Source organism: Paroceanicella profunda, from assembly GCF_005887635.2.
GTDB classification, from domain to species: domain Bacteria; phylum Pseudomonadota; class Alphaproteobacteria; order Rhodobacterales; family Rhodobacteraceae; genus Paroceanicella; species Paroceanicella profunda.
In genome coordinates this window covers 180,709-195,910 of record NZ_CP040820.1, presented here as the reverse complement: position 1 = coordinate 195,910, position 15,202 = coordinate 180,709, and the positions used below count along the sequence as shown (strand labels likewise).

Genomic DNA, 15,202 nt, shown 5'->3' with positions numbered 1-15,202 from the left:
GGGAGGGGACGGGCCTTCCGCGCTCAGACCAGGGCGGCGTCGAGGCTGATGTCGGCGTTGGAGCCGAACAGCTTGGACACCGGGCAGCCGGCCTTCGCCTTCGCGGCGAGATCGGCGAACTGCTCGGCCGTGGTGCCGGGCACCTTCGCCTTCAGGTCGAGGTGGATGGCGGTGATGGCGAAGCCGCCGTCCACCTGGTCCAGGCTCACGGTGGCGGTGGTGTCCATGCGCTCCGCCGTCAGGCCCGCCTCGCCCAGGATGAGCGACAGCGCCATGGTGAAGCAGCTGGCATGCGCCGCGCCGATGAGCTCCTCGGGGTTGGAGCCGGCCACGCCCTCGAAGCGGGTCTTGAAGCCGTAGGGATGCTCCTTCAGCGCGCCGCTCTGGGTGGAGATGGTGCCTTTGCCATCCTTCAGGCCGCCTTCCCAGGCGGCGGAACCGGTTTTCTTGATCGTCATGGGCTTGCCTCGCTTTCATGTGTGAGGGGGGCGGGGCCGTGCCCGCGCCACGGCATGACCTAGTGCGCGCCCCGCGGCTTTCGAACCCCTTCGCGGCGGAAACGCCCGATTTGTGCAAGCGGCCTTGACGCAACGGGCGGCCCGATGCTCCCTGAGCGCAGAGCCGATGGCCTGCGAGAAAGGACCCGCATGACCTATTCCACAGCGCCCGTCCCGGCGACCATCTGCGGGCCCGGCGCCCTGGGGCAGATCGGCCGGGAGGCCGCCGCGCTGAGCCGGCACGCACGGGTGCTGCTCGTCGCCGATCCGTTCCTGGAGACGCAGGGGCTGCTCGCCCCCGCCCTGGCCGCGCTGGCGGCGGAGGGGCTCGCCGTCTCCCCGTTCACCGCCTTCACCGGCGAGCCGAAATCCACCCATGTGGCGGCGGCGGCGCAGGCGGGGCGCGCGGCGGGGGCGGACCTGGTGATCGGCATCGGCGGCGGCTCGGCGCTCGACATCGCCAAGCTCGCCACCGCCTGCATCCCCGGCGCGCCGGACCCGATGGCCTATGCGCTGGCCGCGACGCCCCTGCCGCCGGAGCCGCTGCCCAGCCTGCTGGTGCCCAGCACCGCGGGCACCGGGGCGGAGAGCTGCGCCACCTGCATCTTCTCCGGGCCGGACGGCCGCAAGCTCTGGGCCTGGGGGCAGGAGCTGAAGCCGCGCCTCGTGCTGCTGGACCCGGAGCTGACCGTGAGCCTGCCGCCCGCGCTTACCGCCTGGTGCGCGCTCGACGCCTTCGTGCATGCCTTCGAGGCCTCCACCTCGGCGCGCAGCCATGCCGGCGCCGCGCTGCACGCCCATCACGCGCTCCGGCTGATCCCGAAGGCCCTGCCCCGGGCCATCGCGGCGCCGGAAGACCTCGCCGCGCGCGAGGCGCTGCTGCTCGGCGCCTTCCATGCCGGGGTGGCGATCGACAATTGCGGCACCGCCATCGCCCATGCGCTCAGCCATGGCGCCGCGGCGCTGGCGCCCGTGCATCACGGGCTGGCGACGGCGCTCGGCTTCGGGGTCAGCCTGCGCTGGCTGGTCGCCCGGCCCACGCCGCAGATCGAGGCCGCGGCGCAGGCCTGCGGCTGCCCCTGCGCCGCCGCCCTGCCGGAGGCCTGGGAGGATCTCGTGGCGCGCTGCGCCGCGCCGCTGGCCCTGCCCGAAGCCTTCCGCGCGGTGACGCCCGAGGCGCTGGTGCGCGCCGTCTCCGGGCCGGAATGCGCCCCGATGCTCACCGCGCACCGGGCCCGGGCGACGCCGGAGGAGCTGACCGGCTTCGCCCGCGCCATGCTCGACACCGCCGCATGAGGCGGCCGCGGCGCAGCGCGCGCCGGGCCAGCGCCGCCCGGCGGGCACGCCACGGCGCCGCCTGTCGCCCGACCCGCGGCGCCCCCCGCGCCCGGCGCGCGCCCTCCCCCCCTGTCCGGGCGAGCGCGCCGGCCCCTGCCCCGCCGGTCCCCGACCCTCCCCCGGCCGCGCCTCGCGCCCCACGCGCGCCACGGCGTCCCACATCTCCCACGGCACCGCACCAGGCGCGCCTCACGGCACAATCCCGCGCATGGCACGCGGCACCACCCCACACACGTCCCGTGGCACTGTCGCGCGCATGTCTCGCGGTATCATCCCGCACACGCCTCACGGCACCCTCCCGCGCATGCCACGCGGCACCATCCCACGCATGCCTCCCGGCGCGGCCCCGCGCCATATGTGTGGAAGCGCCCCGCGCCGCGCCGGGGCCCGCGTCCTCTCCCTTCAGCCGAGCCGGAGCCTGCCATGACCCGCATCGTCGCCATCGAGATCAGCCATCACCGCCTGCCGCTCGACCCGCCGTTCAAGGCGAGCTGGGACGGGCGGCCGCGCCGGCATTTCGATGCCACCATCGTGCGCGTGCACGACAGCGAGGGCCGCACGGGCATCGGCTCGGGCGACCTCATGGTCGGCTTCGAGGGCAACGAGGAGCTGTTCATCGGCCAGGACCCGCGCCATCTCGAACGCCATTACGAGGTGCTCAGCCACATCCAGTTCCACGGCGGACGCTGCTGGCCGCTGGACCTCGCGCTGTGGGATCTCGCCGGGAAGATCACCGGCGAGCCGGTGTGGCGCATGCTCGGCGGTCGGGCGGACCGGGTGCGGCTCTACGCCTCCTCCGGCGTGCTGCGAGACCCGGGCGCGATGGCCGGGCAGGCCGAGCACTTCCTCGCGGCCGGCTTCCGCGCGATGAAGGTGCGCTTCACCTCCTCGGCCGGCGGGCGCGGCGGCTGGCGCGAGGATCTCGCGGCGCTGGAGGCGATCCGCGCCCGGGTGGGCGACCGCATGGAGCTCATGGTCGACTGCAACCAGGGCTGGCGCATGCCCTGGGACACCTCCGCCCCCTGGACGATGAAGGACGCGCTGGAGGTGGCCCGCGCGCTGGAACCGCTCGACATCCACTGGATGGAGGAGCCGCTGCACCGGGGCGACCGCCGCGGCATGGCCGCCCTGCGCGCCGCCACGCCCCTGCGCATCGCCGGCGGCGAGATGACCCGCGAGCTGCACGAATTCCGCGACCTGATCGAGGGCCGCTGCCTCGACGTGCTGCAACCCGACGTGGCGCTGGTGGGCGGCATCACCGGCCTGCGCCGGGTGGCGCTGATGGCGCGCGAGGCCGGCCTCACCTTCACGCCGCACAGCTGGACGAACGGCATCGGCGTGCTGGCGAACGCCCATCTGGCAGCCGGGATCGGCGATGTGCCCTTCCTCGAATGGCCCTTCGACCCGCCCGAATGGTCGCCGGAGCGCCGCGACTACCCACTCGCCAGCCCGCTGCGCGCCGAGGACGGCTGGCTCACGCTGCCCCACACGCCGGGCCTCGGCCTGACGCTGGACGAAGACCGGCTCGCGGCCCTCGCCCTCTGACGCCTCCTCCGGAACCGCCCGCCGAACCACCGCGACGCGGGGCCCGGCAGGGGGCCGCTCCCGCAAGCTTCGGGAGGTCGCTGATCCGGCCCTGTCCGGGGACGCGAAAGCCCTTGGGGCCGGACCCGGAAGGTAAACCATATGGTTTCTCTTTTCACCCGGTCCGGACGATTTCGGGCGCGGCCTTCAGGAGCGCCGCCCGGCACGACGGCCCCGGGGCATCACGAGGCGCGGAGGCCCTGCCGGCCACGGGCGCCGGCGTCCGGCACGCGGCGGGGCACGCGGCCTCCCCGCCTTTCCGGCGCTCGCGCGGCAGCCGCGCAGCCGTCACAGCGAAGCCGCTCCCCCCGCCGTGGCCAACGGCCCGGCATCGCCCTGACGAGGGTGGAGCAGCCGGGCGCGGCGCTGCCCTCGCAACGCCCGCCTCCGGCGCGGCGATGACGCCAGCGGGCATCGTGGATCGGACGGCGGGCCGGGCCGCCCGATGGCGCGACCAGGGGGCGGCCCGCCTCCGGCACCGACAGTCGCGCTGCCCTGCGGCAGGGGCGAAGCAGTGCTGGCGCGCGACAGGGGCGAGGGCGACGCGGTCCGTGAAATTCCCGCACAGCAGAAGGGCCTGCCTTCGATGTCGGTTCCGCCGCCGGGGCGATCCGCGCCCGCGGAGGCGCCGCGCAGTCAGTCCCGGCGGGCAGTCCTCCACGGGTGCGGTCGCCGCCGGATGGATCACCGGCCTCCCCTGCATCGTCGGGAAGGCTTCGGCAGCCGATGGCCGGAGAGGGCACCACCGCCGGCCGGCGGGCAGGCGCACCACTGCCCCGGTGCGCGGGGCGCATCTGGCGGGCCGATGTCCGGCGCATCCCCATCGCCGACCGGGGCACAGACCGCAGCCGGCTGCGCGGCCGCGCCGATCCGCCCGGAGTGCTGCGGATGGCGCGGGCCTTCCCCGCCCCGCGCCCCCTGTCGGGGAGCGCCTAGCCCAGGTAGTCCGCCTCCGTGACCTGCTCCAGCCAGGTGACCGGGGTGCCGTCGATGGATTCCTGGATGGCGATGTGGCTCATTGCCGTGTCGGGCGCAGCCCCGTGCCAGTGCTTCTCCCCCGCAGGGAACCAGACCACGTCACCGGCGCTGATCTCCTCGATCGGGCCGCCGACGCGCTGGACGCGACCCCGCCCGAAGGTCACGATCAGTGTCTGGCCGGCGGGGTGGGTGTGCCATGCGGTGCGCGCTCCGGGCTCGAAGGTGACATGCGCACCGCCGACGCGGCCCGGCTCTTCCGCTGCAAACAGCGGGTCCAGGCGAACGGTGCCGGTGAAATATTCGGCCGGGCCCCTTGCGGAGGGGGTGGCGCCGGAACGGGTGATCTTCATGGGACGTCCTTTCGCGGAATGGTCATCGGGTGGTCATGTCACAGTCAGGGCGGCGGGCGAAGGCCGGGCGGCATACCGTCAGGAGCCGCCGGGCGCGCCGGGGCCCCGCAAGCTCGAAGGGCACGATACAGGCCCGGCGGTGCGTGAGGCGACGCTCCCCTCCCAGCGCCGGCCAAGCCCGACACGCCGCGCAAGACAGCCTGCGCCCGACCGGTGCATGAGACCTATCACGCCCGGCGCGCCACCTTAATGGCGCGATGTCTCTGACTGTCATGAGCAGGGCAGATGACTGGCCATCCGCCGCCCCGGCCCGGGGGGCGACGACGCGGGCCCGCTCCTCGCCGATGGCGATAGTCCCCGGGGGCTACTCCCAGAGCTCCCAGGTGTCCCAGGGCTCCCAGGGCTCGGGCTTCGGCTCCACGCCCTCGGGCAGGGCATCGGTCGAATTCCAGGTCACCAGCAGCATCAGGATCCAGTCCGCCTTGTGGGAGAAGCCGTATTGCGGCCCGGTGGAAGACACCATCTTCCCGGTCTCGCGGTCATAGGCGGTGGCGGCGAACTTCGCGACACCCTCGGTGGTGTCCTGCTTGAACAGCGCGATCTCCGGGGTGGAGGCCATGTCGGCAAAGGGAATCGGCAGGCTGATTTCCGGCAGGCCGAGCAGCGAGCTCTCCGTGTCGATCGACAGCGCCCCGGTGCGGATCTCCACGATGGTCTGGGCGGTTTCCCGGCTCTCGGCCAGCGCCGCGCCGTGGCGCAGCAGGCTGTCGCGGATGGTCGCCACGGCGTATTTCGAATCGTAGCCCTCGAAATACGCCGCATCCACGAAGACCTTGCCCTCGACCTGCAGGGATTTCGCGATCTTCTCCGCGGCCTTGTCGACCGCGGTGGAGATCAGCAGCTGCTCCGTCGCGGTGCGCGCGGGGGTACTGATGGACTTGCTCGAACATGCCGCCGCCAGCAACCCGAGGGCCGAAAGCGCGGTGAGCCTTGCGATACGTAACGCCAAAGCTGCCTCTCCGCCGTTCTATACTGGTTCTGTCAGCCGGCCCCACCCTGTCGGGCACCCCGGCGCCGGAGCCTCCTTGCGTCCCCGCACCCGGGGCGGAGCCCCGCGGCAGGGCCTCGCCGGACCGCCTCATCCTTCCGCCTTAGCATGTGCAGCATGACACGTCCGCCAAAAATTTGCAGCATGCCGGCGCCGTCTGCGGGAGCGGGGTTCGGGACCGCCCGGGCCCGGCGCGGGCTGCCCGGAACTGAGGCAGAAGCGCCGCGGCCTGCTCCGCTTGTGCGCCGCCACGGGACCCCCCGGGCACACCCGTCCACGGCCGGTGGCGGGGCCCGGGCGCGGGCGCCGGCCGATTCCCGCAGCCACCAGCCCGCGCGCGGCGATCACGGGCGCTGCTGCCCCGGCCGCGGGGGAAGGGCGCGTCCGGCCTGCCGGGCACGCCTTTCCAGGCAGGCCCTTGGAGTGCCTCCACACGGTCACGCCCCGGGGGGAGTCGCGTCTCGTCGGTGCGCACTCTGCCACCTGCCGGGCCCCTGCGAGATCACGGCTGGTTTATTCGGCAAATCACCTTATAAATGACAGCTTCGCAGGGAATGATCGTCACCATGCCCCACCTCCCGGCCCCGCCACCGCCCCGCACGGCTCCGCTGCCCTCACTCGGGCCTGCGGGTGAGCACCAGTTCGCTTGCCTGGTCATAGACGCCCACGAGCAGGTGCATCAGGGTGGCCGTGTCGCCCAGCTCCTGCGCCACCGGGCCCATGCGCGCGTGCAGCCGCAGCAGGATGCGGCGGCGCTCGGCGAGATAGGCCTCCACGATCTCCCGCCCGCGCGGCGAGACACCGTAGGTCATGGTCTTGCGCGCGGCGCCGCGCTTCTCCAGCAGGCCCAGGCGCAGCAGCTTCTTCACGGCGTATTGCAGGTTGGTGAGGTCGTCGCGGTGCAGCAGACGGGCGATTTCCATCAGGCTCTTCGCGGTGTCGTTCATGTGGGCGACATGCAGCACCGAGGCCTCCGTGCCCCCCAGCCCGAGATCGCAGACCGAGGCGAAACAGTCGCGGCGCCAGCGCGCGAAGGCCGCGCCGAGGTGCCAGAGCGCGAATTCGAACTCGGCCAGGCCGCCTTCGGCCGCGGCCCCTCTCTCCCCATCGGGGTTGCCTGGCACCATGTCGGGCGCCCCTCCCACGTTCTTCCGGATCGACAGGACCCAGCATGACGGCGCAGCAAGACCCATCGACCCTCGAAAGTCAACGCGCCGCCAGCGTGTATGCCCTCTTCGCCGCCCGGGCCGCCGCGCAGCCGCAGAACGACCTGCTGGTGCTGCCGGAGAAGGTCGCCGCGCTCTGGTCCGCGGCGCGGTCGCGCTGGAGCTACGGTGACGCGCAGGCGGAGGTGGCCCGGCTCATCGCCCGCTATGCCGCGGCCGGCTACGGGCCCGGCCACCGCGTGGCACTGCTGCTGGAGAACCGGCCGGAGCATTTCCTGCACTGGCTGGCGCTGAACGGGCTCGGCGCGGCCATCGTGCCGGTGAACCCCGATTACCGGGAGGATGAGCTGGACTACCTGCTCTCCCATTCCGAGAGCGTGCTCGCGGTGCGCCTGCCCGCCCGCGCAGGCCAGGTCGACCCCGTCGCCGCCCGGCTGGGCTTGCCGGTGATCGGCCCGCACGAGGCGCCGCCCCCCGCCCCCGCCAGGCCGAAGGCCCCGCGCGGCATCGATGCGGAATGCGCGCTCATCTACACCTCCGGCACCACCGGGCGGCCCAAGGGCTGCATCCTGTCGAACCGCTTCTTCCTCGGCTGGGCAGAATGGTACCCGGCGCAGGGCGGGGCGATCTCGCTCACCCCCGGGGCGGAGCGGCTGATGACCCCCCTGCCCACCTTCCACGTGAACGCCATGGGCCATTCCTTCATGGGCATGCTGGGGGCGGGCGGCGCGCAGATCATCATCGACCGGTTCCACCCGCGCGACTGGTGGGAGACCGCGATCGAGACCGGCGCCACCTGTTTCCACTACCTCGGGGTGATGCCCGCCATCCTGCTGGAGCTGCCCGAAGCGCCGCAGGACCGGGGGCATTCCCTGCGCTTCGGCCTCGGCGGCGGGGTGCACCCGGGCCACCACGCGCGCTTCGAGGCGCGCTTCGGCGTGCCGCTGCTGGAGGGCTGGGCGATGACCGAGACCGGCGGTGCCGGCACCTTTTGCGCGGTCGAGGCCCCGCGTCACGTGGGCGAGCGCTGCATCGGCCGCCCGGACCGGCCGGGCCCGGCGATGGAGATCCGCATTCTCGACGATGCCGGCGCCGACGTGCCCCCCGGCACACCCGGCGAGCTGGTGTTGCGCGCCGCCGGCCCCGACCCGCGCCGCGGCTTCTTCTCGGGCTACCTGAAGAACGCGGAGGCCACCGAGGCCGCCTGGGAGGGCGGCTGGCTGCACACCGGCGACGTGATGCGCCAGGGGCCGGACGGCGCGGTGTTCTTCGTCGACCGCAAGAAGAACATCATCCGCCGCTCGGGCGAGAACATCGCCGCGGTGGAGGTGGAGCAGGTGCTGGCCTCCGTGCCCGGCGTGCGGCAGGTGGCGGCCATCGCCGCCCTCGACCCCCTGCGCGGCGAGGAGGTGATGGCCGTGGTGCTGGCCGGGGAGGGGGCGGACCGCCCGTCCCTGGCCCGCGCGCTCTTTGAGGCCTGCGCCTCCCAGCTCGCCTATTACAAGGTGCCCGGCTGGGTGGTGTTCGTGGAGGAGATGCCCACCACCTCCACCCAGAAGGTGCGCAAGGCCGCCCTGCGCGACCTCGCCGAGGCGCCCGAGACCGCCCCCGGAGCGCTCGATTTCCGCGCCGGGAAGCAGGCGCTGCGGACGCGCGGCGCATGAGCCGGGCCGCCTTTCGCGACGTGGTGCTCGCCTGCCCGGTGAGCGTGCCCTACGCGCGTTTCTCGGCCCGCGGGGCCCAGTATTTCATCGGCACCGCGCTGCGCGGGCTGCTGGCGGAGAGCGGGCTGGAGAAGCGGGAGGTGGACGGGCTCTGCGTGTCGAGCTTCTCGCTCTACCCCGACAGCGGCATCGGGCTGCTGCGCGCGCTGGGGCTGCAGGCAACCTGGCTCGACACCATCCCCCTCGGGGGGGCGAGCGGCATCGTCGCCCTGCGCCGTGCCGCCCGCGCGGTGGAGAGCGGCGACGCCGGGATCGTCGCCTGCATCGCCGGCGACACCTGCGCCCCGGGCGGCTTCCGCGAGGCGACGGCGCGGTTTTCCCAAGCCTCGCAGGACGCGGTCTATCCGGTGGGGGCCGGCGGGCCGAACGCCTCCTTCGCCATGATCACCGACCATTACATGCGCCGCTTCGGCGCGGTGGCGGAGGACTTCGGCCGGCTCTGCGTGGCGCAGCGCGCCAATGCGGGGCCAAACCCCCGCGCCCTGCTGCGCAAGCCGATCACGCTGGAGGACTACCTCGCCTCCCGCCCCATTTCCGCGCCGGTGCGGCTGCTCGACTGCGTGATGCCCTGCGCCGGGGCCGAGGGTTTCCTGGTGATGCGCCGGGGGGAAGCCGAGGCCCGCGGCCTGCCGCATTGCCACCTCCTCGCCGCCACCGAGCGCCACAACGCCTATGCCGATGACCCCGTGCAGGAGCGCGGCGGCTGGGCGGCGGACCGCGAGACGCTCTTCGCCGCCGCCGGCACCACTCCCGCCGGCGTCGACCTGTTCCAGAGCTATGACGACTACCCGGTGATCTCCTTCCTGCAGCTCGAGGATCTCGGCTTCTGCGCGAAGGGCGAGGCCGGGGCCTTCGTGGCCGCGCATGACCTTTCCCCCACGGGGGATTTCCCGATGAACACCGGCGGCGGCCAGCATTCCACCGGGCAGGCCGGGGCCGCGGGGGGCTTTCTCGGCCTCACCGAAACCCTGCGCCAGCTCACCGGCCGGGCCGAGGAGCGCGCGGTGCCCGGCGCGCGCATCGGCCTCGTGAGCGGCTTCGGGATGATCGCCTATGACCGGGGCCTGAGCTGCGGCGCGGCCGTGCTGGCGGCAGCATGAGCGCGCCCGCCCTGCCCCCGCGCCTGCGCTCGGCCCCCGCCCTCGGCCTCACCGCCCGAGCGGCGGAGGGGCGTTTTGCACTTCAGGAATGCACCGAGTGCGGCGCGGTGCAGTACCCCCCGCAGGAGATCTGCGCCGCCTGCCTCTCGGGGGACCTGCGCTGGCGCGATGTCGCCCCGAAGGGCCACCTCCTCGCCGGCACCCGGCTGAGCCATTCGCTGGAGCCGTTCTTCCAGGCCCGCGCCGGCCGGCCCGCGCCCTGGCGGCTGGGGCTCGTGCGCCACGAGAGCGGCGCGGTGCTCACCTGCTTCGTGCATGCCGCCTGCGTCGAGGACGGCCCGGTGCGCCTCAGCCTCACCACCGACCGCGCCGGCATGGCCTGCCTGCTCGCCCAGCCGGAACAAGCCGCAGAGGAAGACCCGATGCTCACCCAGATCGCCGCTGTCACTGGCCGGGGCCCCGCCCTCGTGACCGACGCCACGACGCCCGTGGGCGCCGCCTTCGCCCGCGCCCTGCTCGCGCGCGGGGCGGGACCGGTCTGGCTCGGGCACGGCGGGCCGCTCGACCCCGCGCTGGCGGGGGCCGAGGGGGCGCGCCCGCTCGATATCTCCGCCCTCGCAGATGTGGTGGAAATGACCGGGCCGCTTGCGCTGGTCGTCTCGGTGCCCGGGCCGGGCACCGGCACGCTGGAGGAGGAAATGGCCGCCACCTGCTTTGCGCCCGCGCGCCTTGCCGCAGCGCTGGCGCCCGTGCTGGCGGGGGCGGCCTGGCTCGCCGTGCTCGGCATCGAGGCCCGGGTGCCGGACCCCGCGCGCCCCGCGCCTTCCGCGGCCCTCGCGGCGGCGGAGGCCTGGCTCACCGGGCTGCGCGAGACACTTTCGGCCAGCGGCGGCCGGGCCATCGGCGTATACCCCGGCCCGCTCGCCCTGCCCGGAACGGAGGAGGTGGCGGGCCCGCGCCTCGCCCTCCCCGCCCTCGCCCGTGCCGCGCTTGATGCGCTGGAGAGCGGCGTTCAGGAACTGTTCCCGGACCCGGTCTCGCGCCACCTGCTGGCCCGCGCCGCCACCGAGGGGAAAGCGGTGGGGCGCGGGGCGTAAGGCGCTCAGCCGCGGCGCGGCAGCTGGATGCCGGAGGGTTCCACGTAGACCGCGTAGAGGCTGGTGGTGGCGGTGATGAACAGCCGGTTGCGGCGCGCCCCGCCGAAGCACAGGTTCGCCACCACCTCCGGCACCCGGATCTTGCCGATCAGCGTGCCGTCGGGGGCGAAGCAGTGCACCCCGTCCTCGGCCGAGGACCAGAGGTTGCCGAACTCGTCCACCCGCAGGCCGTCGGGGATCCCGGCGTCGATGGTGGCGAAATCGCGGCCCGGGCCGAGGGCGCGGCCGTCCTGCACGTCGAAGACGCGGATCACGGGCGGCACCGATGCGTCATGGCTCGCACCAGATTCCGCCACGTAGAGCAGCGCCTCGTCGGGGGAGAAGGCGAGGCCATTGGGCTGGGTGAAATCCGCCGCCACGGCCGCGATGTCGCCGGTATCGGGGTCCAGCCGGTAGACGCGGCGCGCCGGCTGCTCGGGCACGGCGCGGTAGCCCTCGTAGTTCGAGAGGATGCCGTAGGTGGGGTCGGTGAACCAGATGCCGCCGTCCGAATGCACCACCACGTCGTTGGGCGAGTTCAGCCGCCTGCCCTCGAAACGCTCCGCCAGTGTGGTGATGCGCCCGCAGGGCTCGGTGCGCGTGAGCGAGCGCGTGCCGTGCTGGCAGCTCACCAGCCGGCCCTCGCGGTCGCGCGTGTGGCCGTTGGCAAAGCCGGAGGGGGCGCGGAACACGCTGGCCCCGCCCTCGCTCCAGCGCAGGATGCGCTCGTTGGGAATGTCGGAGAACAGCAGGCACTGCTGGTCGTCGAACCACACCGGGCCCTCGGTCCAGCGGCAGCCGGTGGCGAGGCGCTCCAGCCGCGCGTTGGGCTGGATGAGGGCGCGGAACCGCGGGTCACGGATGTCGTAGATATCCTCGAGCAGGAGAGTCACCGGGACACCTTCCTTCCGCCTGCGGCCGCGACGATGGCGATGATGATGACCCCGGTGAGGATCATCCGCACGCCGGCGCCGGCGCCGTAGGAATTGAGCATTGAGACGATGAGGAACATGAAGAGCGAGGCGCCCCAGATCCCCGGCACGTTGGAATTGCCCCCCGCGATGGAGGAGCCGCCGATGACCACCACCGCGATGGACATGAGCAGGTACTCCTGGCCCATGTTCAGCGCCGCGCCGCCCGAGAAGCTGGCCAGCAGGAAGCCCGCGAGCCCGGCGAGCACCGCGCAGCTCACGTAGGTGGCAAAGCGCACCGCGTCCACCGGAACCCCGGCGAGGCGCGCGGCGCGCAGGTTCTGCCCGATGGCGAGCACCCGCCGCCCGGCGAGCGCACGCTCCAGCACCACCCAGGCGAGTGCGGCGACCACCACCGCCACCACCGCCACGTTCGGCACGCCGAGCGCGCTGCCGGTGGCGAAATCCGCCAGCGCCTGCGGCGGCTTCACCCGCAGCCCGCGGTTCGACCAGATGGCGGCGGACTGGATGAGGAAGGAGGCGGAGAGCGTGGCGATGATCGGCGGGATGGAGAGCAGGCGGATGAGCGCGTAGTTGAGCACGCCCACCCCGAGGCCGCTGGCCAGCGCGATGGCGAGGCCGAGCGGTATCAGCGCCGGGTCCCCCGCCATCGCCTTCAGCGCCAGCGTGCCGGCGAGGGTCATGGTGGCGGGGATGGAGAGGTCGGTGTTGCCCGGCCCCAGCGTGATGACGAACATCTGCCCGATGCCCACCAGCACCGAGAAGGCGGCGAAGGTGAGCGCGGTCATGCCCAGCCCGAAGCCCCCGGCCTGGGTGACGGCCGCCGTGGCCGCGAAGGTGACGGCGGCGGCGATGAACGCCCAGAGCCACGGCTTGCGCAGGAAGGTGAGGAGCGAGGTCACGGGCGTGTCTCCGTGTCGGTGCGGGGGGTGGGTGGCGGAACTGTCGGGGCGGGTCATGCGGCCAGCCTCCGGCCGCGGCCACGGCCGACGAGCAGCCGCACGGCAAGCACCAGGATGAGGATGCCGCCCTGCGCGCCGATCTGCCAGTCCGGGCTGAGGCGCATGAAGGAAAGGAAGCTGCTGGCCAGCGCCAGGGTGAGCGCGCCGATCACCGCCCCCACCGGCGAGACGCGCCCGCCGGTGAACTCCCCCCCGCCCAGGATCACGCCCGCGATGGAGAGCAGCGTGTAGCGCAGGGCGATGTTCGCGTCCGCCGCCGTGGTGAGCCCGACCAGCGTCATGCCCGACAGGGTTCCGAAGAGCCCGGCCAGCGCGTAGGCCGCGGCCCTGGCCTTGAGCACCGACCAGCCGGCGCGCTCCACCGAGGCCGGGTTGCCGCCCACCCCGCGCAGCACCACCCCGAAGGAGGAGCGGCGGATGAGCAGGTGCGAGACCACGGCGATCAGCACGCTGGCGACGATCGCCATCGGCACCAGCGGCGGCTTCACCGTCATCAGGCTGCGCAGCCACTCGGGCGAGGCGCCGCCGGGAGAGGGCAGGATCAGCACCGCCAGCCCGCCCCAGACGAAGGACATGCCCAGTGTCACCACGATGGCCGGCAGGTTGCGCAGGTGGATGAGCGCGCCCACCGCGGCATAGCCCGCGATGCCGGCGGCCAGAACGAGGTAGCCCAGCAGCGGGTCGGTCTGCACCAGGGTGGCGGTGACGCAGGCGACGAAGCTCACGAAGGTGCCGATGGAGAGATCGAGGTCGTTCACCATGATGATCATCATCTGCGCCACGGTGGCGAGCGCGATCGGCACCGCGAGGTTGAACAGCAGGTTCAGCCCGAGATAGCTCATCGCGCGTGGCTGAAGCCAGAACACCGCGGCCAGGAGCACGGCCAGCGAGACGACGGGAAGCAGAATGCGAAGCTGGTCGCGGTTCATTCGGCGGCCTCCATTTCGAAGGAGGCGGCGAGGATGTTCTCCTCGGTGATGTCCGCCCCGGTGAGCTCGGCCGCGATGCGGCCCAGCCGGAACACGTAGACGCGGTCGCACTGGCACACTTCCTCGGTCTCGGTGGAGTACCAGATGAAGGTGCGCCCGCCCGCGGCCTCGGCCCGGATCATGTCGTAGACGTCGCGCTTGGTGCCCACGTCCACGCCGCGCATCGGGTCGTCCATCAGCACCACCGGCGCGGAGGTGGCGAGGGCGCGGGCGAAGAGCACCTTCTGCTGGTTGCCGCCCGAGAGCGACAGGATGGGGTTGTCGAGGTCATCGGTGCGGATGCCGATGCGGCGGCGCCAGTCGGCGGCCAGTTCCTCCTCCGCACCTGCGTCCACCAGGCCGCGGCGGGTGAGGGCGGGCAGGCGCGAGAGCGTGGCGTTGCGCAGGATCGACCAGACCGGGAAGATGCCGTCGCGCGCCCGGTCGCCGGCCACGAAGGCCACCTTCGGGCTGCGCGTGCCCCGCCAGGACGAGGAGTTGCCGAGGCAGATCTGCTCCAGCGCCTCCGCCTGGCCGTGGCCGCCGAGCCCGGCCAGCCCGACGATCTCGCCGCGCCGGGCCTTCAGGCCGTCGGGGGTTTCGATCACGATCTGCGCGGTGGCGAGATCGCGGGCCTGCGCATGCGCCGCGCCGCCGCCCTCCGCCGCCACATGGCCCATCGCGTCCACCAGCCCCTGCCGGTCGAAGCCGCCGCGGGCGCGCTCCTCGGTGATGCGGCCGTCCTTCATCACCACGATGCGGCTGGCGATGTCGAGGATCTCGCCCAGCATGTGCGAGATGAAGATGATCGCCCCGCCCGCGGCACAGAAGCGCCGCACGTGGGAGAGGAGCTGCTCGGCGAGGCCGGCGTCGAGAGAGGAGGTAGGCTCGTCGAGGATCACCAGCCGCGGGGCTTCGTCGAACACGGAGAAGGCGATGGCGATCTCCACCATCTGCCGCTCGGCGATGGAAAGCGCGCCCACGGCCGCACCCGGGTCGATGGCATGGCCGGGGAAGATCTCCGCCAGTTTCTCCGCCACGATGCTGCGGGCCCGGCCCCGCCAGCCCCGGCCCTTCAGCGCGCGGTGGGGGATGCGGACATTCTCCGTCACCGTGAGATTGGGGCAGAGCGAGAGTTCCTGGAACACGCAGCGCACGCCGCCGGCGCGCGCCGCGGCGATGGAGGTCTCCGGCGAGGGCGCGCCGTCACCGAGGCGGATGGTGCCCTCGGTGAGGTTCAGCCCACCGTTCACCAGGTTCACCAGCGTGGACTTGCCGGCGCCGTTGTGGCCCACGAGGCCGAGGCATTCGCCCGGCGCGATGGCGAGGGTGACACCGTCGAGCGCGCGGACGGCGCCGAACAGCTTGCGCGCGTTCTCGAGCGCCACGACCGGGGTCGTGTCGGGGGGGATGGTCATG

General features: G+C 73.3%; 13 protein-coding genes. 5 read left to right on the top strand and 8 right to left on the bottom strand.

Features of this window, described 5'->3' with window-relative positions; translation table 11 throughout:
- Positions 1-23: 23 nt before the first annotated feature.
- Positions 24-458, bottom strand: coding sequence for an OsmC family protein (locus tag FDP22_RS21560; protein ID WP_138576237.1), 435 nt, complete (start codon positions 456-458; stop codon positions 24-26).
- A 189-nt stretch (positions 459-647) separates the two neighbouring features.
- Here FDP22_RS21560 and FDP22_RS21555 point away from each other — a divergent pair, with 189 nt between their 5' ends.
- Together FDP22_RS21555 and FDP22_RS21545 are read left to right on the top strand one after the other, a co-directional pair.
- Positions 648-1,793 carry an iron-containing alcohol dehydrogenase gene (locus FDP22_RS21555; protein WP_138576236.1) on the top strand — a complete coding sequence of 382 codons (1,146 nt, stop codon included), beginning with the start codon at positions 648-650 and terminating at the stop codon, positions 1,791-1,793.
- A 465-nt stretch (positions 1,794-2,258) separates the two neighbouring features.
- A complete protein-coding gene (locus FDP22_RS21545; RefSeq protein WP_138576235.1) occupies positions 2,259-3,380 on the top strand; it encodes a mandelate racemase/muconate lactonizing enzyme family protein in 1,122 nt (373 codons plus the stop codon).
- Between the two features lie 971 nt (positions 3,381-4,351).
- Here FDP22_RS21545 and FDP22_RS21535 read toward each other — a convergent pair.
- The 3 genes from FDP22_RS21535 to FDP22_RS21525 form a co-directional block, all read right to left on the bottom strand.
- Positions 4,352-4,747 carry a (R)-mandelonitrile lyase gene (locus FDP22_RS21535; protein WP_138576234.1) on the bottom strand — a complete coding sequence of 132 codons (396 nt, stop codon included), beginning with the start codon at positions 4,745-4,747 and terminating at the stop codon, positions 4,352-4,354.
- A gap of 364 nt (positions 4,748-5,111) precedes the next feature.
- Positions 5,112-5,756 carry a DUF6655 family protein gene (locus FDP22_RS21530; protein WP_138576233.1) on the bottom strand — a complete coding sequence of 215 codons (645 nt, stop codon included), beginning with the start codon at positions 5,754-5,756 and terminating at the stop codon, positions 5,112-5,114.
- A 653-nt stretch (positions 5,757-6,409) separates the two neighbouring features.
- On the bottom strand, positions 6,410-6,922 hold the full coding sequence (locus FDP22_RS21525; protein ID WP_170317832.1) for a winged helix DNA-binding protein: 513 nt from the start codon (positions 6,920-6,922) through the stop codon (positions 6,410-6,412).
- 44 nt (positions 6,923-6,966) lie between these two features.
- On the opposite strand from FDP22_RS21525, the gene FDP22_RS21520 reads away from it, so the two are divergent.
- The 3 genes from FDP22_RS21520 to FDP22_RS21510 are packed head-to-tail and all read left to right on the top strand — an operon-like array spanning position 6,967 to position 10,882.
- Positions 6,967-8,625, top strand: a complete 1,659-nt coding sequence (locus FDP22_RS21520) for an AMP-binding protein (RefSeq protein WP_138576231.1) — start codon at positions 6,967-6,969, stop codon at positions 8,623-8,625.
- Entirely contained in the window at positions 8,622-9,785 is a 1,164-nt protein-coding gene (locus tag FDP22_RS21515) for a thiolase family protein (RefSeq protein ID WP_138576230.1), read from the top strand. The genes FDP22_RS21520 and FDP22_RS21515 overlap by 4 nt, the downstream gene beginning before the upstream one ends.
- Complete coding sequence (locus FDP22_RS21510) at positions 9,782-10,882, top strand: SDR family NAD(P)-dependent oxidoreductase (protein ID WP_138576229.1); 1,101 nt, start codon at positions 9,782-9,784, stop codon at positions 10,880-10,882. The genes FDP22_RS21515 and FDP22_RS21510 overlap by 4 nt, the downstream gene beginning before the upstream one ends.
- A 5-nt stretch (positions 10,883-10,887) precedes the next feature.
- Here FDP22_RS21510 and FDP22_RS21505 read toward each other — a convergent pair whose 3' ends face one another.
- From FDP22_RS21505 to FDP22_RS21490, 4 genes are read right to left on the bottom strand one after another with little or no spacing between them, the layout of a single operon-like run.
- Complete coding sequence (locus FDP22_RS21505; protein WP_138576327.1) at positions 10,888-11,805, bottom strand: SMP-30/gluconolactonase/LRE family protein; 918 nt, start codon at positions 11,803-11,805, stop codon at positions 10,888-10,890.
- 5 nt (positions 11,806-11,810) lie between these two features.
- Positions 11,811-12,755, bottom strand: a complete 945-nt coding sequence (locus tag FDP22_RS21500) for an ABC transporter permease (RefSeq protein ID WP_170317831.1) — start codon at positions 12,753-12,755, stop codon at positions 11,811-11,813.
- 53 nt (positions 12,756-12,808) lie between these two features.
- On the bottom strand, positions 12,809-13,744 hold the full coding sequence (locus FDP22_RS21495; RefSeq protein WP_138576227.1) for an ABC transporter permease: 936 nt from the start codon (positions 13,742-13,744) through the stop codon (positions 12,809-12,811).
- Complete coding sequence (locus tag FDP22_RS21490; RefSeq protein WP_138576226.1) at positions 13,741-15,201, bottom strand: sugar ABC transporter ATP-binding protein; 1,461 nt, start codon at positions 15,199-15,201, stop codon at positions 13,741-13,743. Before FDP22_RS21490 ends, FDP22_RS21495 begins: the two co-directional genes overlap by 4 nt.
- Position 15,202 lies beyond the last annotated feature (1 nt).

Bases quoted from the DNA above. Each gene is read 5' to 3' on its own strand.
- FDP22_RS21560 (WP_138576237.1), bottom strand. From the start codon at position 458: ATGACGATCAAGAAAACCGGTTCCGCCGCCTGGGAAGGCGGCCTGAAG.
- FDP22_RS21555 (WP_138576236.1), top strand. From the start codon at position 648: ATGACCTATTCCACAGCGCCCGTCCCGGCGACCATCTGCGGGCCCGGC.
- FDP22_RS21545 (WP_138576235.1), top strand. From the start codon at position 2,259: ATGACCCGCATCGTCGCCATCGAGATCAGCCATCACCGCCTGCCGCTC.
- FDP22_RS21535 (WP_138576234.1), bottom strand. From the start codon at position 4,747: ATGAAGATCACCCGTTCCGGCGCCACCCCCTCCGCAAGGGGCCCGGCC.
- FDP22_RS21525 (WP_170317832.1), bottom strand. From the start codon at position 6,922: ATGGTGCCAGGCAACCCCGATGGGGAGAGAGGGGCCGCGGCCGAAGGC.
- FDP22_RS21520 (WP_138576231.1), top strand. From the start codon at position 6,967: ATGACGGCGCAGCAAGACCCATCGACCCTCGAAAGTCAACGCGCCGCC.
- FDP22_RS21515 (WP_138576230.1), top strand. From the start codon at position 8,622: ATGAGCCGGGCCGCCTTTCGCGACGTGGTGCTCGCCTGCCCGGTGAGC.
- FDP22_RS21510 (WP_138576229.1), top strand. From the start codon at position 9,782: ATGAGCGCGCCCGCCCTGCCCCCGCGCCTGCGCTCGGCCCCCGCCCTC.
- FDP22_RS21495 (WP_138576227.1), bottom strand. From the start codon at position 13,744: ATGAACCGCGACCAGCTTCGCATTCTGCTTCCCGTCGTCTCGCTGGCC.
- FDP22_RS21490 (WP_138576226.1), bottom strand. From the start codon at position 15,201: ATGACCATCCCCCCCGACACGACCCCGGTCGTGGCGCTCGAGAACGCG.